General features: G+C 72.7%; 20 protein-coding genes. 6 read left to right on the top strand and 14 right to left on the bottom strand.

Annotation, left to right across the window (positions count from 1 at the left end; translation table 11 throughout):
* Positions 1-24: 24 nt before the first annotated feature.
* From JT721_RS01825 to JT721_RS20625, 10 genes are all read right to left on the bottom strand, one after another.
* Positions 25-1,221, bottom strand: a complete 1,197-nt coding sequence (locus JT721_RS01825; protein ID WP_205471171.1) for an acyl-CoA dehydrogenase family protein — start codon at positions 1,219-1,221, stop codon at positions 25-27.
* Between the two features lie 78 nt (positions 1,222-1,299).
* Positions 1,300-3,687 carry a hypothetical protein gene (locus JT721_RS01830; RefSeq protein ID WP_205471172.1) on the bottom strand — a complete coding sequence of 796 codons (2,388 nt, stop codon included), beginning with the start codon at positions 3,685-3,687 and terminating at the stop codon, positions 1,300-1,302.
* Positions 3,684-4,655 carry a glycosyltransferase family 2 protein gene (locus JT721_RS01835; protein ID WP_307827837.1) on the bottom strand — a complete coding sequence of 324 codons (972 nt, stop codon included), beginning with the start codon at positions 4,653-4,655 and terminating at the stop codon, positions 3,684-3,686. Before JT721_RS01835 ends, JT721_RS01830 begins: the two co-directional genes overlap by 4 nt.
* A 28-nt stretch (positions 4,656-4,683) precedes the next feature.
* Entirely contained in the window at positions 4,684-4,896 is a 213-nt protein-coding gene (locus JT721_RS01840; protein ID WP_205471174.1) for a hypothetical protein, read from the bottom strand.
* Positions 4,893-6,179, bottom strand: coding sequence for a DUF6752 domain-containing protein (locus tag JT721_RS01845; protein ID WP_205471175.1), 1,287 nt, complete (start codon positions 6,177-6,179; stop codon positions 4,893-4,895). The genes JT721_RS01840 and JT721_RS01845 overlap by 4 nt, the downstream gene beginning before the upstream one ends.
* A complete protein-coding gene (locus JT721_RS01850) occupies positions 6,176-7,732 on the bottom strand; it encodes a bifunctional 2-polyprenyl-6-hydroxyphenol methylase/3-demethylubiquinol 3-O-methyltransferase UbiG (RefSeq protein WP_205471176.1) in 1,557 nt (518 codons plus the stop codon). The genes JT721_RS01845 and JT721_RS01850 overlap by 4 nt, the downstream gene beginning before the upstream one ends.
* A 51-nt stretch (positions 7,733-7,783) precedes the next feature.
* A complete protein-coding gene (locus JT721_RS01855; protein WP_205471177.1) occupies positions 7,784-10,822 on the bottom strand; it encodes a cutinase family protein in 3,039 nt (1,012 codons plus the stop codon).
* A gap of 64 nt (positions 10,823-10,886) precedes the next feature.
* Entirely contained in the window at positions 10,887-12,215 is a 1,329-nt protein-coding gene (locus JT721_RS01860) for a phospholipase D-like domain-containing protein (RefSeq protein ID WP_205471178.1), read from the bottom strand.
* A gap of 197 nt (positions 12,216-12,412) precedes the next feature.
* Positions 12,413-12,880, bottom strand: a complete 468-nt coding sequence (locus JT721_RS01865; RefSeq protein WP_205471179.1) for a hypothetical protein — start codon at positions 12,878-12,880, stop codon at positions 12,413-12,415.
* 73 nt (positions 12,881-12,953) lie between these two features.
* On the bottom strand, positions 12,954-14,021 hold the full coding sequence (locus JT721_RS20625) for an endonuclease/exonuclease/phosphatase family protein (protein ID WP_205471180.1): 1,068 nt from the start codon (positions 14,019-14,021) through the stop codon (positions 12,954-12,956).
* A 180-nt stretch (positions 14,022-14,201) separates the two neighbouring features.
* Here JT721_RS20625 and JT721_RS01875 point away from each other — a divergent pair, with 180 nt between their 5' ends.
* The 4 genes from JT721_RS01875 to JT721_RS01890 are packed head-to-tail and all read left to right on the top strand — an operon-like array spanning position 14,202 to position 17,522.
* Positions 14,202-15,449 carry a magnesium transporter MgtE N-terminal domain-containing protein gene (locus JT721_RS01875; protein ID WP_205471181.1) on the top strand — a complete coding sequence of 416 codons (1,248 nt, stop codon included), beginning with the start codon at positions 14,202-14,204 and terminating at the stop codon, positions 15,447-15,449.
* Complete coding sequence (locus tag JT721_RS01880; protein WP_205471182.1) at positions 15,442-15,972, top strand: DUF1003 domain-containing protein; 531 nt, start codon at positions 15,442-15,444, stop codon at positions 15,970-15,972. Before JT721_RS01875 ends, JT721_RS01880 begins: the two co-directional genes overlap by 8 nt.
* Before the next feature lie 50 nt (positions 15,973-16,022).
* Positions 16,023-17,186 (top strand): Mrp/NBP35 family ATP-binding protein, encoded by a 1,164-nt coding sequence (locus tag JT721_RS01885; protein WP_205471183.1) that lies wholly within the window; start codon positions 16,023-16,025, stop codon positions 17,184-17,186.
* 3 nt (positions 17,187-17,189) lie between these two features.
* Positions 17,190-17,522 carry a sec-independent translocase gene (locus tag JT721_RS01890; protein WP_205471184.1) on the top strand — a complete coding sequence of 111 codons (333 nt, stop codon included), beginning with the start codon at positions 17,190-17,192 and terminating at the stop codon, positions 17,520-17,522.
* 4 nt (positions 17,523-17,526) lie between these two features.
* Here the strand turns inward: JT721_RS01890 and JT721_RS01895 are convergent, their stop codons facing one another.
* A complete protein-coding gene (locus JT721_RS01895) occupies positions 17,527-18,063 on the bottom strand; it encodes a hypothetical protein (RefSeq protein WP_205471185.1) in 537 nt (178 codons plus the stop codon).
* Between the two features lie 112 nt (positions 18,064-18,175).
* Between JT721_RS01895 and JT721_RS01900 the strand changes: the two genes are divergently transcribed.
* The gene (locus tag JT721_RS01900) at positions 18,176-18,790 is read left to right on the top strand and encodes a LysM peptidoglycan-binding domain-containing protein (protein WP_205471186.1); all 615 of its coding nucleotides are present in this window, start codon (positions 18,176-18,178) and stop codon (positions 18,788-18,790) included.
* A complete protein-coding gene (locus JT721_RS01905) occupies positions 18,787-19,272 on the top strand; it encodes an Rv3235 family protein (protein ID WP_205471187.1) in 486 nt (161 codons plus the stop codon). Before JT721_RS01900 ends, JT721_RS01905 begins: the two co-directional genes overlap by 4 nt.
* A gap of 386 nt (positions 19,273-19,658) precedes the next feature.
* On the opposite strand, the gene secA is transcribed toward JT721_RS01905, so the two are convergent.
* The 3 genes from secA to JT721_RS01920 form a co-directional block, all read right to left on the bottom strand.
* On the bottom strand, positions 19,659-22,550 hold the full coding sequence (gene secA, locus JT721_RS01910) for a preprotein translocase subunit SecA (protein ID WP_205471188.1): 2,892 nt from the start codon (positions 22,548-22,550) through the stop codon (positions 19,659-19,661).
* Positions 22,551-22,685: 135 nt separating this feature from the next.
* Positions 22,686-23,870, bottom strand: a complete 1,185-nt coding sequence (locus tag JT721_RS01915) for a winged helix-turn-helix domain-containing protein (protein ID WP_205471189.1) — start codon at positions 23,868-23,870, stop codon at positions 22,686-22,688.
* Between the two features lie 483 nt (positions 23,871-24,353).
* Positions 24,354-24,950, bottom strand: coding sequence for a response regulator transcription factor (locus JT721_RS01920; RefSeq protein ID WP_240339971.1), 597 nt, complete (start codon positions 24,948-24,950; stop codon positions 24,354-24,356).
* Positions 24,951-25,052: the final 102 nt, after the last annotated feature.

Here is a 25,052-nt window from a genome sequence, read left to right on the forward strand (position 1 = left end):
TAACGACGACTCGGCGGGGGCGGGTCACCCCTTGAGCGCGTAGTCCTTGAGGAGCGAGCGGCCGATGATCATCTTCTGGATGTCCGCGGTGCCCTCGCCGATGAGGAGGAAGGCGGCCTCGCGGTAGAGGCGCTCGATCTCGTACTCCTTGGAGTAGCCGTAGCCGCCGTGGATCCGGAAGGAGTCCTGGACGACCTCGTTGCAGTACTCCGCGGCGAGGTACTTCGACATGCCGGCCTCGACGTCGTTGCGCTGGCCCTTGTCCTTGATCCGGGCGGCCTTGACCATCATCGCGTGCGCGGCCTCGACCTTGGTGGCCATCTCGGCGAGCTTGAACAGGATCGCCTGGTGCTGGGCGATCGGCTTGCCGAAGGTCTCGCGCTGCTGGGCGTAGGCGATCGCGAGCTCGAAGGCCCGGTTGGCCACGCCGCAGGCGCGCGCGGAGACGTTGACGCGGCCGACCTCGACCCCGTCCATCATCTGGTAGAAGCCCTGGCCGGGCTCGCCGCCGAGCACCTGATCGGCCGAGATCTGGTGGCCCTCGAAGACCAGCTCGGTGGTGTCGACGCCCTTGTAGCCCATCTTGTCGATCTTGCCGGGCACCGTGACGCCCTGGGCGGTCTCGCCGAAGCCGGGCTCCTTCTCGACCAGGAACGTCGTCATGTTCTTGTAGACCGAGTCGTCACCCTCGTCGGTCTTGACCAGCACGGCGACCAGGTTGGACGTGCCGCCGTTGGTCAGCCACATCTTCTGGCCGTCGATGCGGTAGCCGTCGCCGTCGCGGGTGGCCTTGGTCTTGATCGCCGAGACGTCCGAGCCCAGCCCGGGCTCCGACATCGAGAACGAGCCGCGCACCTCGCCGGTCGCCATCCGGGGCAGGTACTTCTTCTTCTGCTCCTCGGTGCCGTGCTGCATGATCATGTAGGCCACGATGAAGTGGGTGTTGATCACGCCCGAGACGCTCATCCAGCCGCGCGCGATCTCCTCCACGCACAGGGCGTACGTCAGCAGCGACTCGCCCAGGCCGTCGTACTCCTCGGGGATCATCAGCCCGAAGATGCCGAGCTCCTTGAGCCCGTCGACGATCTCCTGGGGGTACTCGTCGGCGTGCTCGAGCTCGGTGGCCACCGGGAGGATCTTCTCCTCGACGAAGGTCCGGACCGCCTTGAGGATCTCGACCTGGTCGTCGGTGAGTCCTTCGGTCTGGCAGAGACGACCCATCGTGTGCTCCTTCGGCTGGTCCGGGTTGACGCTCTCTCGACGTTACCCGTGGGTAGTCCGAGCACGCCATGACCGATTTCACACGGTCGGGTCGGGTCGTCCTCCGGAGCCGTCGGCCGGGTCGTCGCCGGCCTCGTCGCGGCCACGGTCGAGCCAGGCCTCGCCCCCCTGGTCGCCACCCCGGTCGTCACGGTGGTCGCGGTCGTCGACGACGCCGGCCCGGCGCCGTCGACCCATCACCAGCACCACGGCACCGAGCACCAGCGCTCCGACGGTGCCGGCCAGCCCGGCGAGCAGCCCGATCCGGCGCCCGGGAGGGGTGAAGTCGAGCGCCAGCTCACCCGAGGCGCCGGGCGGCAGGTCGACGGTGAGCAGCCCGACCCGGTTGGCGTCGACCTCCACCGGGCGCCCGTCGAAGGTGGCCTCCCAGCCGGGCCAGGCCAGGGTCGCGAACACGAGCTCCCCGCCGGCACCCGTGTCGGCGACCTCCACCCGCTCCGACCAGCGGTCGGTGGTGGCGGCCTCGGTCACCGAGACCTCCTCGTCGGCCCACGACAGCCGGGCCTGCGGCCACGGCACCTCGCCGGCGCGCTCGAGCACGATCACGTCGTCGTTCTTGGTCGCCTGGAGCCAGTCGTCGGGCCGGACGACGCCCTTGGCCAGCTTGGGCTGCACCACGACCGTCTCGACCTTCATCAGGTCCACGAGCGGGGGCTGGCCGGTGGTGACCGGGTCCCAGAGGTTGCGGTAGCCGCACTTCTGGGTGAGGCCGTCGTACTCCATGCAGAAGCGGCGGCCGAACGGCCGGTAGCCCATGCCGGTGTAGTTGTTGACCGCCTCGACGCCGGCCACGTGGTACATGCTGCCGGGCAGGTAGTGGCGCCAGGCAGCCTTGAGCTCCCCGATCCGGCCGCGGTTCTGCAGCGGCTTGAGGTCGGCGAACTGCATGGTGAGGCCCTGGCGGTCGGCGAACCGCTCCTGCAGGGCGTCGACGTCGCGCGGGAGGTACCAGCCGCGGGAGCTGGCGTTCTCGCCGAACGTCCGGTTCTGGGCGACGACGGTGACCCCGGTGACCGCGATGCACAGCAGGGCGAGCACCGCGGTGGCCGAGGGGCGCACCAGGTGCCACAGCAGCACGACGGCCGCGCCCGCGCCGGTGATCGCCACCCCCACCGCCACCTGGCGCAGCGCCGACGGGTGCTGCGACCACGCGTGCAGGCCGGTGAACGCCACCAGCGCCGCCGTGCCGACCAGCCGCCAGCGCACGTGGGTGCGGGCCAGGCCGGCGGTCAGCAGCACCGCGAGCAGCACCGCGAGGCCGAGCCAGGCGTACTCGAGCACCCGCAGCGGCCAGCGGAACAGCCACAGCTTCGACGGGCCGACCGCCAGCAGCAGGTAGCCGACCGTGAGCAGGCCCAGCGCGGTGAGCTCGCGGCCCCGGCCGCGCAGCACGCCCCAGCGCAGCCACGGCAGGATCGGCAGCAGCAGCCAGGTGAAGTACGTCGCCGGCACCTTCATCGGGCCGGTGATCGCCCGGATGCCGGGCACGTACGTCGGGGAGCTCAGCCCGAACAGGTCGCCGATCTGGGGGCGCAGCTTGCCGGAGTTCTCGAACAGCGCGCCGCCGGAGCGGACCGCGAGGTCGGAGCTCTCCAGCAGCGGCAGGTAGACCAGCGGGAGGAACGCCGCCACGCACGCGCCGACGACCACCAGGCGCAGCACCCCGCCCCAGCGACGGAGCACCACACCCTCGACCACCAGCGCGAAGCCGACCGCCACCAGTGCGAGCGTGCCGTAGGGGTTGCCCTGGGTGACGGCGAGGACGCCGATGACGAACGCCCACAGCGGGTTGCTCGCGCCCCGCAGCACCCGGCGGAAGACCCACCAGACCCAGGGCGTGTAGGCGAAGGCCATCAGGCCCGAGGGCCAGGAGCCGGCGTCCCAGTAGAGCGTGAAGCCCGAGAACGGCAGCGCGATCGCCACCACGGCGGCGGCCCACGGCGCGGCGCCGTACTCGCGAGCCAGGAGGTAGGTGCCGAGCGCCAGCACCGCCAGCACCACGGCCTTGACCACGAACGTCGCGAGCACCAGGTCGCCGCTCAGCGACACGGCCAGCCAGACCAGCACGTTGAGGGGGTTGTAGACGCCGTAGAGCGCCTCGGCGGCGTAGTTGCCGCCCTGCCACGAGTCGGGGTCCATGGCCGGCGGCCAGGCACCGTCGCGGACCAGCTCGCCGAGGTGCCACCAGGTGGGGGCGAACTGGGCGGCGGTGTCGCCGCGCTGGAAGAAGCCGGGGGTGAGCAGGTGGACCACGGTCGCGTAGCCCAGCGTGACCCCCACGACCAGCTGCGGCCACAGCAGCCGGGCGCCGCGCGACGGGCCGGTGGGCGGCTCGGCCGCGGGGGCGTCGGGATCGGCCGGCGGGACGTCGGCCGCGACGTCCCGCTCGAGCACCGGAGCGCTCACCGGGCCAGCCTGTCCGGGCCGAGCGGGATCGTGACCGGGGTGTCGTGGGGGCCGGCGCTGCTCTCGCGGAGCAGGAAGATCGGCCGGCGCTTGCTCTCGACGTAGATCCGGCCGAGGTACTCCCCGATCACCCCGAGCACGATCATCTGCACCCCTCCGAACCCGACGACTGCGCAGATCGTGGTGACGTAGCCGGGCGCGCCGTTGCCGTTGACGATCGCGTCGACCAGCACCCACGCGGCGTAGCCGATGGCCACGACGGTCATCAGCGCACCGAACCAGACCGCCAGCCGCAGCGGCCGGTGGTTGAAGGACACGACGCCGTCGATGCCGTAGTTGAACAGGTCGCGCATCCGCCACTTGGTGGCGCCGGCCTCGCGCGAGACGTTCTCGTAGTCGACGACGGCGGTGGGGAAGCCGATCCAGGCGAACAGGCCCTTGGAGAAGCGGTTGTTCTCGCCCAGGGAGAGCAGCGCGTCGACGGCGGGGCGGGTCAGCACCCGGAAGTCGCCGACGCCGTCCTCGAGGCGCACCTCGATCAGCCGGTTGATCAGCCGGTAGTAGGCGCGGGAGAGGAAGGTGCGCACGACGGGGTCGTCGGCGCGGGTGCGGCGGGCCACCACCTGGTGGTAGCCCTCGTCGAGCCTGGGCAGCATCTCGGCCAGCAGCTGCGGAGGGTGCTGGAGGTCGGCGTCGAGGATGGCCACCCGCTCGCCGCGGGCCCAGCTGAGCCCGGCGAGCATCGCGGGCTCCTTGCCGAAGTTGCGGCTCAGCGCGAGGTAGCGGAAGCGCGGGTCGGCCTCGGCCGTCGCCCGGAGCAGGTCGAGGGTGCCGTCCCGGCTGCCGTCGTCGACGAGGATCACCTCGAAGTCGGTCGCCAGCGGCGGGAGCACCTCGCGGAGCACCTCGACCAACCGCGGCAGCGACTCCTCCTCGTTGTAGCAGGGGATGACCACCGAGAGGTCCACCGGTCCTCCTCTCTCTCGTGCCGTCACGTCAGGCGGGTCCCTGCTGCTCGTCGTCCCCGGAGGGCTCGAGCAAGGATAGGAGGCTCCGCTCGATCTCCCGCACCTGCGCGGTGAGTCCCTCGGCGAGTCGCGCGTTCTCGGCGACGGCCTCCTCCAGCGAGTCGACCGCCTGCTCGTCGCGGCGCACCGCGAGCACGTCGAGGCGCTCGGCGACGTCGCGCAGCCGGTCGCGCACGCTCACAGCGACTCCTTGCGGTAGGTCGAGAGCGCCGAGACCGTCACGCTCTGGTCGCGCTGGCGGGCCGGGAGCAGCAGCTCGGTGACGACGTCCTGGAGGGCGGCCACCCGCAGGTGCAGGGCGCGCGCCTGCATGACCTCGGCCTCGAGCGCGGCGATCCGCTCGCGGAGCCGGTCGTCGCGCCGGCGCACCCAGGCCCCCGTCGTACGACGGGTCACGGCGCCCGCCAGGCCGCGGACGCCGCCGGGTCGGTCGGCCTGCCTCGTGCGCTCGGTGCCGGCTTCGCGGACCAGCAGCAGCAGGCGCACGATCGCCTCGAGGGCCGAGGCCAGCAGCTCGTCGTCGCCCACGTCGTCGAGCAGGCGCCCCCCGCCGGGCCCGGCCCGGAGGTCGTCGAGGTCGCCCTGCACGTCGTAGCCCGCCTCGGTGAGGGTGGCGACCGCCGCGTCGGCGCGGGTGGTCGCCTCCCGGTGCAGCTCGGGAGGCAGCCCGATGGGCTCGCGGGAGATGCCGGCCAGCACGCCGTGGGCCAGGGTGTCGCGCAGCCAGAGCGCCAGCTCGCGGTCGCCCTCGAGGGGCGGTCGCAGCAGCGCGTTGACGCGGCGCAGCAGCTCGGCCTCGACCACGCCGAGCGACTCGTTGACCCGGGGCAGGTCGAGGTCGACCGCGACGTCCTCGATGCCGCAGGCCCGGGCGAACCGGCGCCACAGCTCGGCCCGGTCGTCGCGGGAGCGCGGCACCGTGACGACGTGCACGTGGTCGGGGGGCAGGGTCGCGCCCCAGCGGGCGGTGACACCGGCCGGGTCGAGGGTGCGCCAGCCCCACTCGCTGCGCTCGCGGTGCTCCGCGGGCGGCCGCCACGGGCCGAGCGCCTTGGTGAGCCCGAACTTGAGCCGCTCCTGCCACGCCGACGGCACCGCGGCGGCCAGGTCGCGGGCGGTGACCACGACGTGCACGTCGAGTCCGGCGAGGTCGGCCAGCGCCTTCTCGGCCTGCTCCTTGCCGGCCGCCGAGAACAGCTCGTAGCTGAGGATGGCCCGCCCCCCCGACCAGGCCCGGATCTCCTCGACCAGCGCCGGCCAGGCCTGCTGCTGGCGGGGGCCGAGCGCGGCCCAGCGGGGGTCCTCGCGGACGCCGAGGGCGGCGTGGATCCGGTCGAGGTGCCGCTCCCCCACGACGAGCACACCGGCGGCGGCGAGCCGCTCGCGGTTGCGCTCGAGGATGCGCTGCACGTAGGTGGTCCCCGACTTCGGGGAGCCGATGTGCAGGTGGACGACCTTGGTCACGCCGTGGCCTTTCTGTCTGCGGGGGCGGGCCAGACGGCACTCATCCTCCACGTCACCGGGTCGCCGGTGCGAATCGCGCGCTGGGCGGCGGCGAAGCCCTCCCGCGCGGTCACCGTGCCGCCGGCGGCACGGACGGCGTCGTCGAGCCCACCGGGTGCGAACGGCCGCACCGGGCCGGCCTCGTGCTCGACCGACCACGCGCGGGCCCGGCGCCGGGTCATCGACGTCCCCTCGAGGTGGAGCGCGCCACCGGGCCGGAGCACCATCGACACCAGCTGCCAGAAGTTCGCGCGACCGTCGTCGTCGAGCGACTCCAGCAGGCCGCGGGCGACCACGACCCGGGCGCCCCGGCGGCGGCTGAGCAGCGCGCCGCGCGCGAGCACGTCGCGCAGGTCGAGCAGGTTGAGGTCGGAGAGCCGGGCCTCCTCGGAGACGGTGCGGCCCGCGCCCGGCGGCAGCGCGTAGTCCAGGCCGAGCACCCGTCGTCCGCTGCTCGCCCAGTGGCGCACGTCGGCGCCGCCACCGCAGCCGACCTCGACGATGAGCGCCCCGGGGTCGACCTGCTCCTCGACCCAACGGGCGAAGTCGGACGGCCGCGGCGGGTCGGCCAGCTCGAGGCGGTGCCGGTGGGTCCAGTCACGCCGGCCGAGCATCAGCGAGCCGAACCACCCGTCGAAGCGGCGCACGATCTCGGGCCCGGGCTCGTGCTTGAACGACGGGTCGGGCACCCGCCAGCCGGGACCGTAGGAGACCTCCAGCAGCGCGGGCACGTCGGCGGGCGCCGGCAGCTGCTCGCCCTCGAACTCGATGTCGCGCAGCGGCAGCACCGCGGAGCGGGGCAGCGGGGCGCGCACCGTGGCGGTCTCGTGGAGGCGGCCGTCGAGGAAGAACGTGGTGTAGAGGTCGATGCTGGCCGCGGCGCCGTCGGGGGCGCGGAACAGCACGGTGAGGAAGCTGCCGGACTTGTACTGCACCCGCATGCCCGCGCGGCGCAGCGCGCGGCCGATCCGCCACAGCTCGAGCGTCATCAGCGCCGGGGTCGGCTGCTCGCTGAGGTAGCACAGGTCGATGTCGGAGTCGTGCCCGATGACCGAGCCGTCGCGGGCGGCGCCGAGAAGGGTGCCGAAGGCGATCCAGCCCTCGATGCCGCACTCCTCGCGCATCACCGCGAGCATCTGCTGGGCCTTGTCGGTCATCGCCTCGACCACGCCCGACCCCCGGCGGGCGTCGAAGGGGCGCTGGATCAGACCCCACTTGTCGATGATGATCGGGTTGCCGCGCTTGTCGACGAACGACACCGGGTCGGTGCCGGTGCCGAACTGGACGGTGTCGGCGAACAGCTCGGTGTCGCCCTGCAGCACCCGCACCCGGGACCGGCCGTCGAGCCGGCGCTTGAGCACCTTGGGCCACGACACGGTGACCGGCTCGCGGGTGGGCTCGTCGACGGCGAAGGACCAGACGCGCCGTGCGTCGAACTCGACGTCGCCCGCGCCGCCGAACCCGCCGTCGAAGTGGATCCCGCGGTCGTCGACGCGCACGCTCGTGGGTGTCATCGATCGTCCTTGCTGGCCCCGGGCCGCACGGCTTGCCGACCCGCGAGGAACCTATCGCACCGCGAAGCGCGAGGCGTGCACGGAGTGGTCGGTGATCCGGCGCACGGTGGCGCCCTGGTCGATGCGGAAGCCGTTGAACACGCCCTTGGAGCCGAAGATCCAGTCGACCCGGCGCCCGGCGGGCGGCGTGCACTTGCCGTTCTTGAACGAGCCACCCAGGCCGGCCACCAGGTCGGTGCGCCGCACCACCTTGCAGAACAGCTCCTCGCGCTCGTTGAAGTCGCCGGTGAGCATGATCGGCAGCTTGTCCTTGGCGAGCTTCTGGATCGTCTTGATCACGATGTTGGTCGCCCGGTCGCGGTCGGCCTCCATCTTGCCCGGCGAGAAGTGCACGTTGATGAGGTAGACCTGACCGCCGCTGGGCTTGTGGCGCAGGCGCACCACCGGCTGCGGTCGGTAGCCGTCCATGAACGGGATCGAGATCGTGCTCTTGTACGTCGCCTGCCACATCGAGTTGCGCCACATCACCGACTGGGGCGCCCCGCTGTAGCCGAGCGTGTTGCCCGGGAAGAAGCTGAACGTGCCCGAGGTGGCCTCGTTGAGCGCCAGCACCTGGTCGGGCTGGAGCTCCTGGGTGCCGATGAGCGACGGGGTCTTGGCCCCGATCAGCTCGCTGGACCACTCGGCGCGGATCCGGCCGGGGGCCCAGTCGGAGCGCCCGCCCGAGGGCGAGGTGTGCTGGCTGCCGAGCACGTTGAAGGTCATGATCCGGAAGTGGTAGCCGGTCACCTTCTTGGCGGCGGCCGGCACCGCGGGACGGTCACCGAGCTGGCGCTCCACGATCTCGCCGGGCGCCATCCGCGCGAGCTGGGCGTCGGTCTCGGTATTGCGCTTGAACGCCACGGGGGCGAGCCGGGCGGTCGAGCCGCCGACCCGCACGGCGTTGCCGAGCTGGCCCAGCTCGTTGCTGCCCCAGCAGGTGGCCCGGCCCGGTGCGCTGCCGCAGTGGTGCAGCCAGCCGGCGGAGATCGCGGTCAGGGCGCGCTCGCTGCGCGCGACGGGGGTGGTGGAGTGGCCGATCGGCCCGCCCACCTCGCCGTAGCGGTTGTCGCCCCAGCACCACGGCCGCCCGGTGTTGTCGAGGGCGCAGGTGCTGTCGTCGCCCGCGGAGACACCGGTCCAGACCCGGCCCGGCGCCACGGTCACGGGGCTGCGCGAGGAGGTGGTGGTGCCGTTGCCGAGCTGGCCGCGCTGGTTGAAGCCCCAGCAGGCGAGCTCGCCGCTGACCCGGATGCCGCAGGTGTGGCCCCACGCCGTGGACAGCTGGCGCCAACCGCCCCCGAGGACCCGTGCCGGTGCGGTGCGCCGGGTGACGGTGCCGTCGCCGAGCTGGCCCAGGGTGTTCTCGCCCCAGCACCAGGCGCTGCCGTCGCGGCGGGTGCCGCAGGTGTGCCACCCGGAGGCGACCACGCCGGTCCAGTCGCGCGCCGTACCGACGCGCACGGGCACGGCGCGGTGCCGCTCGGTGCGGCCGATGCCGAGCTGGCCGCGCAGGTTCTGGCCCCAGCACCACAGGGAGCCGTCGTTCTTGGTGGCGCAGGCGTGGAACCACGAGGCCGAGACGTCGCGCCAGTCGCTGGCGGTGCCGACCCGCTTGGGCGACTTCACCGGCCCGGACTTGGCGCTGCCGATCTGGCCGTAGTTGTTCAGCCCCCAGCAGTAGAGCTGGCCGTTGTCCTTGATGCCGCAGGTCGAGCTGCCGCTCGTGCTGATGTCGACCCACTTCGACTGCTGCACCCGGGTCGGCTGGGGCCGATGGGTGGTCGACCCGTCGCCGAGCTGGCCGTAGTCGTTGCGACCCCAGCACCACGCGGTCTTGTCGGAGCGGGTCTCGCAGCTGGCCTGGCCGCCGGCCGAGATCGAGACCGCCTCGGCCTGCACCGAGATCACCAGCACGCCGGTGCGCGCGGGCGTCGGCGGGGTGGTGCCCCGGACCTGGTAGGTCAGGTTCCAGGTGCCGGTGCCGGTGGGGGTGCCGCTCACCCGGCCGGTCGAGGAGAGGTCGATGCCCGCGGGCTCGCCCCCGACGACCTGCCACCGCACCCCGGCCCGCGCCCGGGGCGCGACGTCGGCGGCGAGCTGGATGGCGAGCGGCTCCTTCTGGCGGGCGTTGTAGACCTGGGTGGCCGGCTTGGGCACCGGGCGGAGGCGGGTGTGGGCGAGCAGCCCCGAGCGCACCCGCGCCCCCGCGGCGTTCTTGCGGGCGTACGACGCCGCGACGCTGCGCGCCCGGGCCAGGCTGGTGCGGCCGGGGGCGCAGACGAGGTCGCGCTTGGTGCAGACCGACCACGCCGCGAAGGTGCCGCGGGCGGGTGGCAGGTCGGGCTGGGCGGTGCTGCGGCGGTTCAGCAGCCCGCGCGAGGATCGCGGGGCGGCGGGGTTGCCGTCGAGCGGCGTGACGCTGCCGCCGCGGCGGTCGGGGTCGGAGACGAGCACGACCGCGGTGAGCTGGGCGACGTCCCCCCGCGCGGCCAGGCGGGCCGCGGTGCGGTGGGCGACGGCCGCGCCCTGGGCGTAGCCGACGAGCACGACCTGACGCTCGGGGCACGCGGCGACCGCCGCGCCGACCGCGCGGCTGGCGGTGTCGACGCCGGCGGCGATCGGCTTCTTCCAGGCGTTGATGGACGACCTGCGCAGGCCCGCGGCCACGTCGGCGGTCGCCCGGCGCCCCTTGACCAGGGTGCCGAGACCCGGCGTCGACCAGCGCGGCAGCCGCTGGGTCGAGGTGGTCCGGCCGGCGGCGCGCGCCTTGGCGAGGTAGCGCGCCGAGACCGCCTCGACGGTCGGCCCGAACGTCGTCTTGCGGCCGGGTCGCTCGCCGTTGCCGTCGATGCCGATGACCAGCACGTCGGCGCACCGGGTCACCCGGGCGACCGTCCGGGCGTCGCCGCGGGCGGCGGCGCTGCCGGCGGCGGGCTCGGCCGACCCGGCCGGGTCGGCGTCACCCTGGGCCACGACGCTCAGCGCCGTGGCCGCGAGGGTGACGGTGACGCCAGCCGAGGCGAGGATCGACCACACCCGACGACTCATTGCGACAACGTTAGGTGCCACGAGCGGTGCCTCCCGAGAGACACGCGGGGATGCCCCGCGTTGGTCAGAACTCCTGCTTGATCAGGGCGTAGGGGTCGACGCCGCGCCGGCGGGCGCGCTCGGTGACCGCGTCCCCCGTCATCTGGTCGAAGGAGAGCGGCGACTTGCGGGCCGCGCCCGTGGCCTGGGTGTCGGTGGTCCACGACGCCGGCCGGTGGGTGAACATGTAGTTGATCCACCGGATGTAGCGGTCGGTGATCGCCCGGCGCGGCAGCACGCCGACGACCTCGTCGCTGGCCAGCGCGACGCCGGTCCAGTTGGCCGAGCCGTTGAACGTGACCCGGGCGTTGGTCTTGCCGTCGTAGACGCCGCTCACGGCCATCGACTTCATGTGCACGTAGCGGTCGTAGATGCCGTTGAGGTCGCGGTCCCACGCGAGGTGGGTCAGGCCGACGCCCGAACCGCGCAGGATCTTGACGACCTCGTTGCCGAACATGGCGTAGACGACGCGGATGTCGCAGCCGCTGCGGCGCATCGAGGCCAGCTTGCGGGCCAGCTTGATCCCCCGCGGGCCGTGCATGGCCGTCTGGGCCATCCGGATCACCGTGCGGCCGTTGCGGCCCGCGCCACGGGTCGCGCCGGTGCACCGGATCTTGTTGAGGACCGCGAGGTCGGGGTCGCCGACGGCCTTCGGGCCGCGGAAGGGGTAGAAGATGCCGGTGAAGCTGCCGGCGGTGAACCGGCGGTAGGAGCCGCCGCGCACGCCGGAGTCCTTCGCCATCTCCTTGAAGACCTGGTCGAACTCGTCGTAGACCTTCTGGTTCCGCTTCATCGTGAACAGGTCGTTCCACTGGATGGTGGCGGCGAGGTCGGTGGCGTTGTTGGAGCCGTACATGACGACGTTGGTGTTCTTGGCCTTCTTGCCGACCTTGGAGAACAGGAAGAACTTCGAGTGCGCGATGCCGCCGCGGGCGCGGCACGAGGAGATGCACTTGCGCAGCCAGCTCGTCATGTCGGCCTTGCGCTTCTTGTTGTAGCGGCGCAGCTCGTTGACCAACCGGGCGACGTCACGGTTGGGGTTGCCGGCGGTGGCGTTGATCCGGTCCATCACGATCCGCACCGAGACGCCGCGCTTGTTGGCGGCGATGAGCGCGTTGGCGATGCCGGGGCTGCGCACGTTCCAGGACGCGATCCGGATCTGCTGTCCGTGCTTGACGGTGTTGATCGTCCGCACCAGGTGGCGGAAGATCGCCCGCTCGGAAGCGGCCGACCCGTAGGGGTTGTTGAACTTCACGCCCGCCGGCGGCGAGTAGTTGTCAGGGGCTGCGGTGGCCGTCGGGGCCAGTCCCACCCACAGCACCGTCACGATGCCCAGGCACAGCATCGATCGCATTGCTCGCTTCAAGAGTCCACTCCCAGTGTGTCGCGTCCGCGGTGGCCTCGGGGCCACCGACAACGTCGCGCGCGCAGGGGACGTCACGCGAGATGCGGGAAAACCTTAACCCGGAAGTCCGGGCAGGCACATTCGTCACACTGAACTCAGGCGACGTGTTGCGAACCGGCAGGTCAGCGGTGCCGTCGAGGGGTCGCTCAGGCGGTGCAGGCCCGGATCGCCGCGCGGTAGCCGGGGTCCTTGGCCAGGGTCGTCCCGACCTCGTTCACCTTCCGGCCCACCACGGCGTAGAACTTCTTCGCGTAGATGACCAGGGGCGCGCCGAAGGAGCAGTAGAAGGCGTCGGGCTCGACCAGGACGCCGTCCTCGAGGCAGCCCTTGTAGGGCCGGGGCAGCTTCCTGCCGGCCACCCAGACCTCCGCGCAGTCGGGCCGGGGCGGGGTGGAGGGCGTCGCCGAGGCCGATTCCGTCGGGGCGGGCTCCGTCGGCTCGGTCTCCGGCGTCGGGGTCGCGCTGGCGGGGGTGTCGCTGCTCGCGTCGGTGGCGGTATCACCGGTGCCGTCGTCGTCGGAGCAGGCCGAGCCGAGCAGCAGGACGACGGCCGCCAGGACCGCGGCGGCACCGCGGCGCCGGGCGCCGGCGCGGGTGGGGTGGTGGGTCAGCATGGCGTCTCCTCGGTGGTGCTCGGTGGTGCTGCGGGTGCTCGGCGGGTGCTCGGGTGCTCGGGGTGGCCGCGGCTCAGTCCGGCATGTGCGAGGTGTCGGTGACCCGGGCCGAGGCGTGGATGAAGTAGTGGTCTGACGCGCCGGTGGAGCGGGAGGCTCCGTCCTGGACGTAGCCGGAGAAGTCGACCTCGCCGCCGCCCATGATCCAGTCGACCCGCAGCGGGCCGGGCGGGAGGCTGCACCCCCCGGAGCCGCTGCCGCCGTTGGCCCCCACCAGCCCGGTGGACGTGGCGACCGAGCAGAAGAACTCGGTGTGCTCGTTGACGTCGCCGACGATGAAGACCGGACGCCCGGTCGCGCGCATCTCTCGGATCAGCTCGACCTGGATCCCGGTCGCCGCATCGCGCTCCCCCTCCAGCCCGCGGGCGGAGTTGTGGGTGTTGATGACGAAGAACTCCGCCCCCGACGTGCGCTCCTTGAGCAGCACGTAGGGCATCGGGATCGTCTGGCGGTCGAATGGGTAGTTGCGGTAGCCGGTGTCGAGCAGGTCGAACCGCTCGGTGCGCCAGGCGATCTGGAGCCGGTAGCCCTGGCGGCCCAGCCCGTCGCTGCGCGGCCAGATGGTGTAGCCGCCGAGCCGGGCGTCGAGGACGGGCTGCTGGTCGCGCTGGACCTCCTGCATCCCCATCACGTCGATCCCGCGGTCGACGACGAGGCCGGCGCTGGTGGCGGCGCGGGCCGGACCGGGCCCGTAGCCGCCCGGGCCGGCGGTGTGCTGGCTGCCGAGGATGTTGAGGGTGCCGATGCGCATGTCGAAGACGCGCGGGGCAAGCTTCTGCAGCTGGCGGCCCGACCGCAGCACCCGCTGCACCCGCTCCAGGGTCTCCCCCGCGACCACGGGGGGCGCCTGCCCGGCCGGTTGCACGGGCTGCTCGTCCGGGGTCGAGGAGGCCGGGGCCGACGGGGTGGCCGCATCGGGGTCGACGGCGCGGGCGCCGTCGCCGACGGCGTTCTCGGGCGGCTCGCCGGTCAGGCCGAGGGCGTTGCCCACCAGCAGTCCGACGAAGACGAGGACGACGGCGAGCGAGCCGAGGACCCGGAGCCGCGGGGCGCGGGAGCGCGACGCCGCGTGCTTCGACACGTGGGTCCTCCTCGCGCTGCCGATCGGGGTGGGTCGGGCGTCCCGGTGCCGTCGCCGGGTCGCCGCGCGGCGACCACGTTACCCGAGGCGGACCGGGCTCCTCCCGGGTTCGGGACTGCTGGTCCCTGCCGGTCCGGTGCTGCCGGGCCGGGAGGCCCGGGGCCGGTAGCGTTCGGTGTCGTGAGCACCGCCCCCTCCCGCGTCTACGCGGCCCGACTGGTCGGGCTGCCGATCTTCGACCCGCAGGGCGACCAGGTGGGCAAGGTGCGCGACCTCGTGGTCGCCGTCCGCTCGGAGGTCAGCCAGCCGCGGGTGCTGGGGCTGGTCGTGGAGGTGTTCGGCCGCCGGCGGATCTTCGTGCCGATGACCCGGGTGACCAACATCGACAGCGGGCAGGTCTACACGACCGGACTGCTGAACATGCGGCGCTTCGAGCAGCGCTCCACCGAGACCCTCGTGCTCGGCCAGATGCTCGACCGCACCGTCACGATCCGCAGCACGGGCGTCACCGGGGTGGTCTACGACGTCGCGATGGAGCAGGCCCGCAACCGCGACTGGGTGCTCAGCCGGGTCGCCGTCCAGGAGCCGGCCAAGGCCCTGCGCCGCCGCGGGCAGACCCACGTCGCCGAGTGGAGCGACGTCGACGGCCTGACCCGGCGCGAGGAGACCCAGGGGGCCACCCACCTGCTCCACGCGCTCAACGAGCTGCGCGCCGCCGACGCGGCCACGATGCTCCACGAGCTGCCGGCCGAGCGGCGCTCCGCCGTGGTCGCCGCCCTCGACGACGAGCGGCTCGCCGACGTCCTCGAGGAGCTGCCCGAGGAGGACCAGGTCGAGATCCTCAGCCACCTCGGCGACGAGCGCGCCGCCGACGTGCTCGAGGAGATGTCGGCCGACGACGCCGCCGACCTGATCGCCGAGCTGCCGCCCGAGACCGCCGCGGCCCTGCTGGCGCTGATGGAGCCGGAGGAGGCCGAGGACGTGCGCCGGCTGATGTCCTACGTCGAGGACACCGCCGGCGCGATGATGACCCCGGAGCCGGTGATCCTCGGCCCGGACGCGACGATCGCCGACGCGCTGGCCCACGTGCGCAACCCCGAGCTCACCCCGGCGCTGGCCGCGCTGGTCTACGTCTGCCGCCAGCCGCTCGAGACACCCACCGGCAAGTTCCTCGGCGTCGCCCACATCCAGCGGCTGCTGCGCGAGCCCCCCTCGACCCTGGTGGCCGGTGCGCTCGACGACTCGATGGACCCGCTGCGCCCGGAGGCGACGATCGACGAGGTGGCGGCGCACCTCGCGACGTACAACCTGGTCGCGGCTCCGGTGGTCGACGACGCCGGGCACCTGGTCGGAGCCGTGAGTGTCGACGACCTGCTCGACCACATGCTGCCCGAGGGCTGGCGCGACCAGGCGATCCGTCGTGGCTGAGCGCTCGCCCCGGGTGCGCCTCGACACGCCGCGCGAGGCCCGGCGCCGGCCGCTGGTGCGGCGTCCGAGCTACGACTCCGACACGTTCGGGGTGTTCGCCGAGCAGTTCGCCCGGTTCATGGGTACGGCCCGGTTCCTGCTCTGGATGACCGCGTTCGTGGTCGTCTGGATCGCCTGGAACGTGCTGGCGCCCGACGAGTGGACCTGGGACCCCTACGCGTTCATCTTCCTCACCCTGATGCTCAGCCTCCAGGCGTCGTACGCCGCACCGTTGATCCTGCTGGCCCAGAACCGCCAGGAGGCCCGCGACCGGGTGATCGCCGAGCAGGACCGCCAGGCAGACGCGCGGGCGCACGCCGACATGGAGTTCCTGGCGCGCGAGGTCGCCTCGCTGCGGATGGCGCTCGGCGAGGTGGCGACCCGCGACTTCGTGCGCTCCGAGCTGCGGGCGCTGCTCAACGAGCTCGACGAGCGGGCCCGGCCGGCCGACCCCGAGCCGCCGGACCGTCGCACCGACGGCTGAGGCACGGGTCACGTGGGCCGGTGCCGCGGCCTCAACTACCCTTGGGCACCATGAGCTCCCCCATTCTCGAGCAGGTCAACGCCGCCCTCGCGACGGTCAACGACCCCGAGATCAAGCGACCGATCACCGACCTCGGGATGGTCGACTCGGTCCGCGTCGACGACACCGGCACCGTCCACCTCACCGTGCTGCTGACCGTCGCCGGCTGCCCGCTCAAGGACACCATCGACCGCGACGTCACCGCCGCGGTCTCGCGGGTCGAGGGTGTGACCGGGGTCGAGCTCGAGCTGGGCGTGATGAGCGCCGAGCAGCGGGCCGGGCTCAAGGAGGTGCTGAGCGACGGCAAGGCGCAGCGCGAGATCCCGTTCGCCCAGCCCGGCAACCTGACCAAGGTCTTCGCGATCGCTTCCGGCAAGGGCGGCGTCGGCAAGTCGTCGGTCACGGTCAACCTCGCGCTCGCGATGGCCGGCCAGGGGCTGCGGGTCGGGGTCGTCGACGCCGACATCTACGGCCACTCGGTGCCGGCCATGCTCGGCGTGGCCGACGCGCGGCCCACCCAGGTCGAGGACCTGATCATGCCCGTGCCGACCGCCAGCGGCGTCTCGGTCATCTCGATCGGCATGCTCAAGCCACGTCGCGACCAGGTCGTCGCCTGGCGCGGCCCGATGCTCGACCGGGCGCTGGTGCAGATGCTCGCCGACGTCTACTGGGGCGACCTCGACGTGCTGCTCCTCGACCTGCCGCCGGGCACCGGCGACGTGGCGATCTCGCTGGGCCAGCACCTGCCCGGCGCCGAGGTGGTCGTCGTGACGACGCCGCAGGAGGCCGCCGCCGAGGTGGCCGAGCGCGCCGGCACGATGGCGTCCATGATGCACCAGCGGGTCGTCGGCGTCGTGGAGAACATGAGCTACCTCCCCTGCCCCCACTGCGCGGGCGAGGGCAAGGAGCACCGGCTCGAGGTGTTCGGCTCCGGCGGTGGGCGCCGGGTCGCCGACACCCTCTCGGCGCGGTTCGGCTACGACGTCCCCGTGCTCGGCGAGGTGCCCCTGGACATCTCGCTGCGCGAGGGCGGCGACGCGGGCAAGCCGATCGTCGACTCCGACCCCACCGCCCCCGCAGCGATGGTGCTCTCCCGCGTCGCCGAGACCCTCTCGGGCCGCTCCCGGGGCCTGGCCGGCATGCAGCTCGGCCTCACTCCCAGCAGCAAGTTCTGACCCGTGTTCGGGATCGGCTTCGGCGAGCTCGTCGTCATCGTGTTCGTGGCGGTCGTCGTCTTCGGTCCCGACAAGCTGCCCGAGCTGGCGCGCCAGGCGGGCCGGTTCCTGCGCCAGGTGCGCACCTTCGCCACCAACGCCCGCGACGAGCTGCGCGACGAGCTGGGCCCGGAGTACGCCGACCTCGAGCTGCGCGACCTCGACCCCCGCACGATCGTGCGCCGCCACATCGTCGAGGCTATGGAGGAGGCCGACGAGGACAGCAGGCCGCGGCGGCGCGGCCTGCACCCGCTGATGCCGGGCGAGGTGCCGCCGTACGACCTCGACGCGACCTGATCGCCTAGCGCCGGCTCTGCACCGCCGCGAGGTCGCCGAGGCCGACCAGCACGCTGCGCGCGGGCTCGCCCGCCAACACCTCCACGAAGTCCGCGCCGACCCGGTGGGGCACCCCGGTCACCTCGTGGCCGGAGCGGCTGCGCAGCACGCACCGCTCCCCCGCGTCGGCCAGCCGACGCAGCACCGAGGACACCCCCAGCGAGGCGACCGCCGGCCAGGCCACCTCGGGTACCGCCCGGTCGGTGCCGACCACGGCCGAGACGACCGCGCGCTCGACCACCACCCAGTCCTGGTCGGCCACGGAGAGCAGCAGCCACCCCGAGGCGACGCGGTCGAGCCGCCCGGTCAGCGTGCCCACCCCCGCCACCTCGACCGTCACCTCACCGTCGACCGCGGCCATCAGCCGCGAGGCCAGCGTGACCGAGCGGTACTCGGTGCGGCTCCGGTCGGCCAGCTCGGGCGCGGCCTCGGCGGCCCAGAGGGCGCCGGCCTGATGCTCGAGGTCCTCGAAGAGCGTGAACAGCTCCTCCTCCCAGCCCATGCCCCGAGACTGCCACGCGGCCGGGCGTCGTTCACTGTGGAGAACCGCTTGACGTCAGGCGTCAACAAGCGTCGAATGATGCAAACGCACGCAAACGCAAGGGTTCTCGGGAATGACCTCTATGCCGCTGCGGCCTCGGTCCGTGCTCGTCCGGGGCTGCCTCGTCGCCGCCGGCGCCACCGCCGGCACCGGCCTCGGGCTGCGCCTGCTGCTCGCCGGCGCGGCCCGACCGGCCGGTGTGGCGGATGCCGTGGTGCTGGTCGCCACCGTGGCGCTGGCCGGCTGCCTGGCGTGGGGGTGGCTCGGCACGCTCGCGGTGGTGGCCGAGGCGGTGGCTGCGGCACCGCGGCTGCCGCGTCCGGCGCTGCCCGCGCGCTGGCGCCGGTGGGTGCTGGCCTGCTGCGGCGCCGCGACGCTGGCCGTGCTGGCCCCGGCCGCGGGAGCGACGCCCACGGCGTCCTCCGGCACCGGGCTCGACGGACTCCCCTACCCCGAGCGGCCCGTCGACGGCCCGGCGCGACCGCGGACGGTGGTGGTCGCGCCCGGTGACTCGCTGTGGGCGATCACCGCGCGCCGGCTCCCTCCCGGCGCCGACGACGCCGCGATCACCCGCGGGTGGCACCGCCTCCACGAGCGCAACCGCGGCGTCGTGGGGCCCGACCCCGACCTGATCCTGCCCGGGCAGCGACTGGCGCTCCCCGCGGCCGACGAGAGGAGCACGCGATGACCGACCACCGGGTGGTGCCGCTGCCGCCCCGACCCCTCGCTCCGGGGTGGCACGACCCCGAGCCCTTCGGCTGGGTGCAGGGCACCCTGGCCCTCGACCTCCAGCCCCGCCAGGAGCCGCCGCCCGTGCCGATGACGGGGCGTGCCGTCGAGCACTGGGCCTGGCGCTACGCCCAGGCGGTCGCCGAGATCGTGGGCGGTGACCGCCCGGCCAGCCAGCTGGTGCGCTGGAACGCCGCCGACGTGCAGGCCGACCTCCAGCGCCGCGCCCTGCTCGTGGCCCGGGCCGGCGGGCACCAGCCCGGCCTGGGCCGGGTGCAGCCGGTGCGCCCCCGGGTCGCCGGGGTGCGCACCTGCGCGCTCAGCGAGCGGGTGGTCGAGGCCGGCATCCACCTGCGCTACGGCCCCCGGTCCCGCGCCGTCGCGGCCCGTTTCGAGCTGCGCCACGGGCGGTGGATCTGCACCGCCCTGGAGTTTGCCTGAGGGGGCAGCCGATCGCGAGGGACGAGCGATCGGCGTGGCCCACGAAGGTCGAGCAAGCCCCGCGACCGAGGAACGAGGTCGCGACGGGCGGGTCGAGACCCGGTGCGACGAACGCCCTCCGGCGACCACGGGGACGCACCCACCACGCCTTTGCGCAAGGGGCAGCCGATCGCGAGGCACGAGCCATCGCGTGGCCCTCGAAGGTCGAGCAAGCCCCGCGACCGAGGAACGAGGTCGCGACGGGCGGGTCGAGACCCGGTGCGACGAACGCCCTCCGGCGACCACAGGGACGCACAACCACGCCTTGGCAGCGTTCATGCGCCCGGAGCCGGTCGAGCAGGCCGCAGCCACCGCAGGCCGTGGGGGGACGGCCTGCGGTGGCCCGGTCAGCCGTTGATGCGAGCGGTGAGGCCGGTCGGGCCGCCGGGGCGGCCGTGGCACTGCTTGAACTTCTTGCCCGAGCCGCAAGGGCACTGGGCGTTGCGGCCGACCTTGGCGTAGGGGTCGTCGGCGTTGCTCGCCGTGGTGCCCTTGACCTCGACGTCGCCGTCCTCGGTGGGGGCGGAGTAGGAGAGGTTGGCCGGCTGCTTCGGGGCCTCGAGGCCCTTCGCCCGGATCTGCGGCGTCTCGGCCCGCCCGGGCGCGGCCGGCTGCGTGGCCGACGGCACCTTGCGGCGCATCGGCTCCGCCTCGACGGGGGGCTCTGCGAAGGCGCCCTGGTGCATCGGACCCGCGTGCCGGCTGCCGTCGGCGTGGTAGTGGAACTCCTCCTCTTCGTCGTCCTCCTCGACCTGGACCTCCAGGTTGAACAGGAAGCCGACCGCCTCCTCCTTGATGCCGTCCATCATGGCGGCGAACATGTCGAAGCCCTCGCGCTGGTACTCGACCAGGGGGTCGCGCTGGGAGTAGGCCCGCAGGTAGATGCCCTCGCGGAGGTAGTCCATCTCGTAGAGGTGCTCGCGCCACTTGCGGTCGAGCACCGAGAGGAGCACGCGGCGCTCGAGCTCGCGCATGACCTCCTCGCCGACCTCCTGCTCGCGGCGGTCGTACGCCGCCTGGGCGTCGGCCTGGAGCGTCTTGACCAGGTCGGCGCGGTCGAGGTTGGCCAGCCCCCCGGCCTCCTCGACCAGCCGGTCGCGGTCGACCTGGATCTCCCAGTACTGGCCGAGGTCGGTCCACAGCTGCTCGAGGTCCCACTCCTCGGCGAACTCCTGGGTGGCGCTCGTGGTCACGCCCTCCACGACGTCGTCGATGAAGGTGCGCACCTGGTCCTCGATGTCGGCGCCCTCGAGGACCTCGCGGCGCTCGGCGTAGATCACCTTGCGCTGGCGGTCCATGACGTCGTCGTACTTGAGGACGTTCTTGCGGGACTCGAAGTTCTGCGACTCCACCTGGCCCTGCGCGTTGGCGATGGCGTTGGTGACCCGCTTGTTCTCGATCGGGACGTCGTCCGGGATCTTGAGCACCTGGAGCACCCGGTCGACCCACTCGGACTTGAACAGGCGCATCAGCTCGTCCTGCAGCGACAGGTAGAACCGGGACTCGCCCGGGTCGCCCTGACGACCGGAGCGGCCGCGGAGCTGGTTGTCGATGCGGCGCGACTCGTGCCGCTCGGTGCCGATGACGTAGAGGCCGCCGAGCGCCTTGACCTCGTCGTGCTCGGCCTTCACCTGGGCCTGGATCTTCTCGACCATGGCGGGCCACGCGGCGTCGTAGGCCTCGGCGTCCTCCACCGGGTCGAGACCCTGCTTGCGCAGCTCCTGGTCGGCCAGGAAGTCGACCGAGCCGCCGAGCATGATGTCGGTGCCTCGACCGGCCATGTTGGTGGCGACGGTCACCGCGCCCTTGTGGCCGGCCATCGCGACGACCTTGGCCTCGTCGGCGTGCTGCTTGGCGTTGAGCACGGTGTGCGGGACGCCGAGCTTGGTGAGCTTCTTCGAGAGGTGCTCGGACTTCTCGACCGAGACGGTGCCGACCAGGATCGGCTGTCCCTTCTCGTTGCGGGCCCGGATGTCCTCGACGACGGCGTCGTACTTCGCCTCCTCGGTGCGGTAGACGAGGTCGGGCTGGTCGATGCGTGACATCGGCTTGTTGGTGGGGATCGGCACCACGCCGAGGTCGTAGATCTTGTCGAACTCCGAGGCCTCGGTCATCGCCGTGCCGGTCATGCCCGAGAGCTTGTCGTACATGCGGAAGTAGTTCTGGAGGGTCACGGTCGCGAGGGTCTGGTACTCCTCGCGCACCTCGACGCCCTCCTTGGCCTCGATCGCCTGGTGCAGGCCGTCGTTGTAGCGGCGGCCCGAGAGCATCCGGCCGGTGTGCTCGTCGACGATGAGCACCTCGCCGTCCATGACGACGTACTCCTTGTCGTTGTGGAACAGCTCCTTGGCCTTGATGGAGTTGTTGAGGAACGAGATCAGCGGGGTGTTCGCCGACTCGTAGAGGTTCTCGATGCCGAGGTGGTCCTCGACCTTGGTGATGCCGCTCTCGAGCACGGAGATGGTGCGCTTCTTCTCGTCGACCTCGTAGTCGACGTCGCGCTCGAGCTTGCGCGCGAGCGTGGCGAACTCGCCGTACCACTTGACCTCGTCCTGGGTCGGACCGCTGATGATCAGCGGGGTCCGCGCCTCGTCGATGAGGATGGAGTCGACCTCGTCGACGATCGCGAACTGGTGACCGCGCTGCACGCACTCCTCGATCGAGCCCGCCATGTTGTCGCGCAGGTAGTCGAAGCCGAGCTCGTTGTTGGTGCCGTAGGTGATGTCGCAGGCGTACGCCGCGCGGCGCTCGGCGGGACGCATCTCGGGGAGGATCACACCGGTGGTCAGGCCGAGGAAGTGGTGGATGCGGCCCATCCACTCCGCGTGGTACTTCGCCAGGTAGTCGTTGACGGTGACGACGTGGACGCCCTTGCCGTTGAGCGCGTTGAGGTACGACGGCAGCGTGGCGACCAGGGTCTTGCCCTCACCGGTCTTCATCTCGGCGATGTTGCCGAGGTGGAGCGCGGCCCCGCCCATCACCTGCACGTCGTAGTGGCGCTGGCCGATGACCCGCTTGGCCGCCTCGCGCACGGTCGCGAAGGCCTCGGGCATCAGGTCGTCGACCGTGGCCCCGTCGGCCAGGCGCTTGCGGAACTCGTCGGTCATGCCGCGCAGCTCGTCGTCGGACATCTTGACGAAGTCGTCCTCGATGGCGTTGACGGTCTTCGCGATCGCCTCGAGCTGACGGAGGATCTTGCCCTCTCCGATGCGGAGGAGCTTGTCGATGATGGCGGGCACGGTGGGGGTGACTCCTGGCGTCGAGGCGATCGGGGGGCCGGACGACGATCCGGCCAGCGTCCGCCACTCTACCCAGCGGCCACGGGCACCCCAATCCGACGCCGGGGCCGCCCCAGCTCGCGGCGCGGGTCGGGGTCAGGGACGCAGCAGCGGCGCCAGGTCGCCGCGCGGCTCGACCTCGACGTCGTCGAGCCCCAGCCAGCCGGCCAGCACCCGCAGCTCGGCCGACATCTCCTCGGCCACGTCGTCGGGCGCCCCGGACTCGGCGTACGCGCCCCGGACCAGCAGCCGGCCGCTCGCCCGGTCGGCCTTGAGGTCGGCCCGGCCGACCAGCTCGTCGCGGAGCAGGAACGGCAGCACGTAGTAGCCGTGCACCCGCTTGTGGGCGGGGGTGTAGATCTCGATGCGGTAGTGGAAGCCGAAGAGGTGCTCGGTGCGCTCGCGCTCCCACACCACCGGGTCGAACGGGCTGAGGAACGCCCGGGCGACGACCTTGCGCGGCCGCCGGGCGTCGCGGTGGAGGTACGCCGGCCGCTGCCAACCCTCCACGCGGACGGGCTCGAGCTCGCCCTCCTCGACCAGCACGTCGACCGCGGCCCGCACGTCGGCCACCAGCATCCGGTAGTAGTCGGCGAGGCAGCGCAGCGTCCCGACGCCGTGCGCGGCCGCCGCCCGGCGCACCAGGGCGAGGTGCTGCTCGGCGACCGACGGCGTCGGGGTGGCCAGCACGGCGGCCGGGAGCACCCGCTCGGGCAGGTCGTAGCGCACCTCGAACTGGTTGGTGCGCCCGGAGATCGCCACGTCACCGGTGGTGAAGAGGTAGTCGAGCATCCGGCGGGTGCGCGACCAGTTCCAGCCCCAGTGCTCCTTGCTGCGGGGCAGCCCGTCGTCGAGGTCGCGGGCGGTCGACGCCCCCCGCTCGGCGATCTCGGCGAGCAGCCGGCTCTCGAGCTCGTCGTCCTCGGCCACGAACGACCACTTGCCGCGGCGGGCCCGGTGGGCGTCGCGGCGGTGGGCCATCGCCGGCCACAGCTCCACCGGCATGAACGCCTGCACATGCGCCCAGTACTCCACCAGCTGTCGCCGCTCGCGGCCGGTGGTGGCGCGGGTGAGCAGGTCGGTGTCGTAGGGGCCCATCCGGGAGTAGAGCGGCATGTAGTGGGCGCGCTGGAGCACGTTGACCGAGTCGACCTGGAGCACGCCGGTGCGACCCACCGTGCGGCGGAGGGTGCGCATCGTCGGAGTGGTGTGGCGGGGGTCGAGGAACCCCTGGGCGGCCAGGGCGATCCGGCGGGCCTGGGCGCGGCTCAGCTCCAGCATGGGTGGGAGCGTACGGCGGGGCGGGGACAGCGGTCGGCCGGCGCTGGTCGAGGTGGTGGGGGCGGTGGTGCGGCGGGCGGGAATCCCCGGTCGACCCGGGGTTCCCAGAGCTGTCGGGCATTGCGATCCCCGACAACTGGGAGAAACGCCCGTCAGCTCCGGGCCCGTCACCGGGTCTCGGCCGGCCGGTCGCGCCCACTCCGTCCCCCACGCCGGCGGGCCCGTCACCGGGTCTCGACTGGCCGGTCGCGGCCTCGTTCCTCGGCCGCGGCGGCCGAACCACCGTCCCTCCCGTCGGCGCGCCCGTCACCGGGTCTCGACCGGCCGGTCGCGGCCTCGTTCCTCGGCCGCGTTGCCCACTCCGTCCCCGACGCCGGCGGGCCCGTCACCGGGTCTCGGCTGGCCGGTCGCGGCCTCGTTCCTCGGCCGCGCGGCCGCTCGACCGACCTCCTTCTCGTAGCCAGACCTCGTTCCTCGGTCTGGCTACGGCAGGTCGAGCAGCTTCTCCTTGACGGCGTACATGACCGCCTCCATCCGGGAGTGCAGCTGGAGCTTCTCGAGGATGTTGCGCACGTGGTTCTTGACGGTGTTCTCGGAGATGAACAGCTGGCGCGCGATCTCGCGGTTGTTCATGCCCTTGGCGACCAGCCGGAGCACCTCGAGCTCGCGCTCGGTGAGCCGCAGGCCGGGCACGTGCTCGCGCTCGGGGCGCGACATCTGCTTGAACTCGTCGATCAGCTTGACCGCCATCGACGGGCTGATGAGCGACTGGCCGTCGGCGACCACCCGCACCGCCTGGGCGACCTCCTCGATCGAGGAGTCCTTGAGCAGGTAGCCGGAGGCCCCGCTCTTGACCGCCTCGTAGAGGTCGGCCTCCTCGTCGGAGACGGTGAGGATGATGATCTTGGCCGAGGGGACGGCCTCCTTGATCGCCAGGCAGGCCTCGATCCCGGTGCGCTTGGGCATCCGGATGTCGAGCAGCACGACGTCCGGCGCGGTGGTCGCGGCCAGGCTGGTGCCCTCGACCCCGTCGCCGGCCTCGCCGATCACCTCGATGCCGGGCTCGGCGGCCAGCAGCATCGTGAGCCCCCGCCGGAACAGCTCCTGGTCGTCGACCACGAGCACGCGGATGGGCTCCTGACCCCCGTTCTTCGCCTGTGCCACACCGGAACTATGGCACGG

This window comes from Nocardioides sp. SYSU D00038 (genome assembly GCF_016924665.1).
In the GTDB taxonomy this organism is placed as follows: Bacteria; Actinomycetota; Actinomycetes; order Propionibacteriales; family Nocardioidaceae; genus Nocardioides.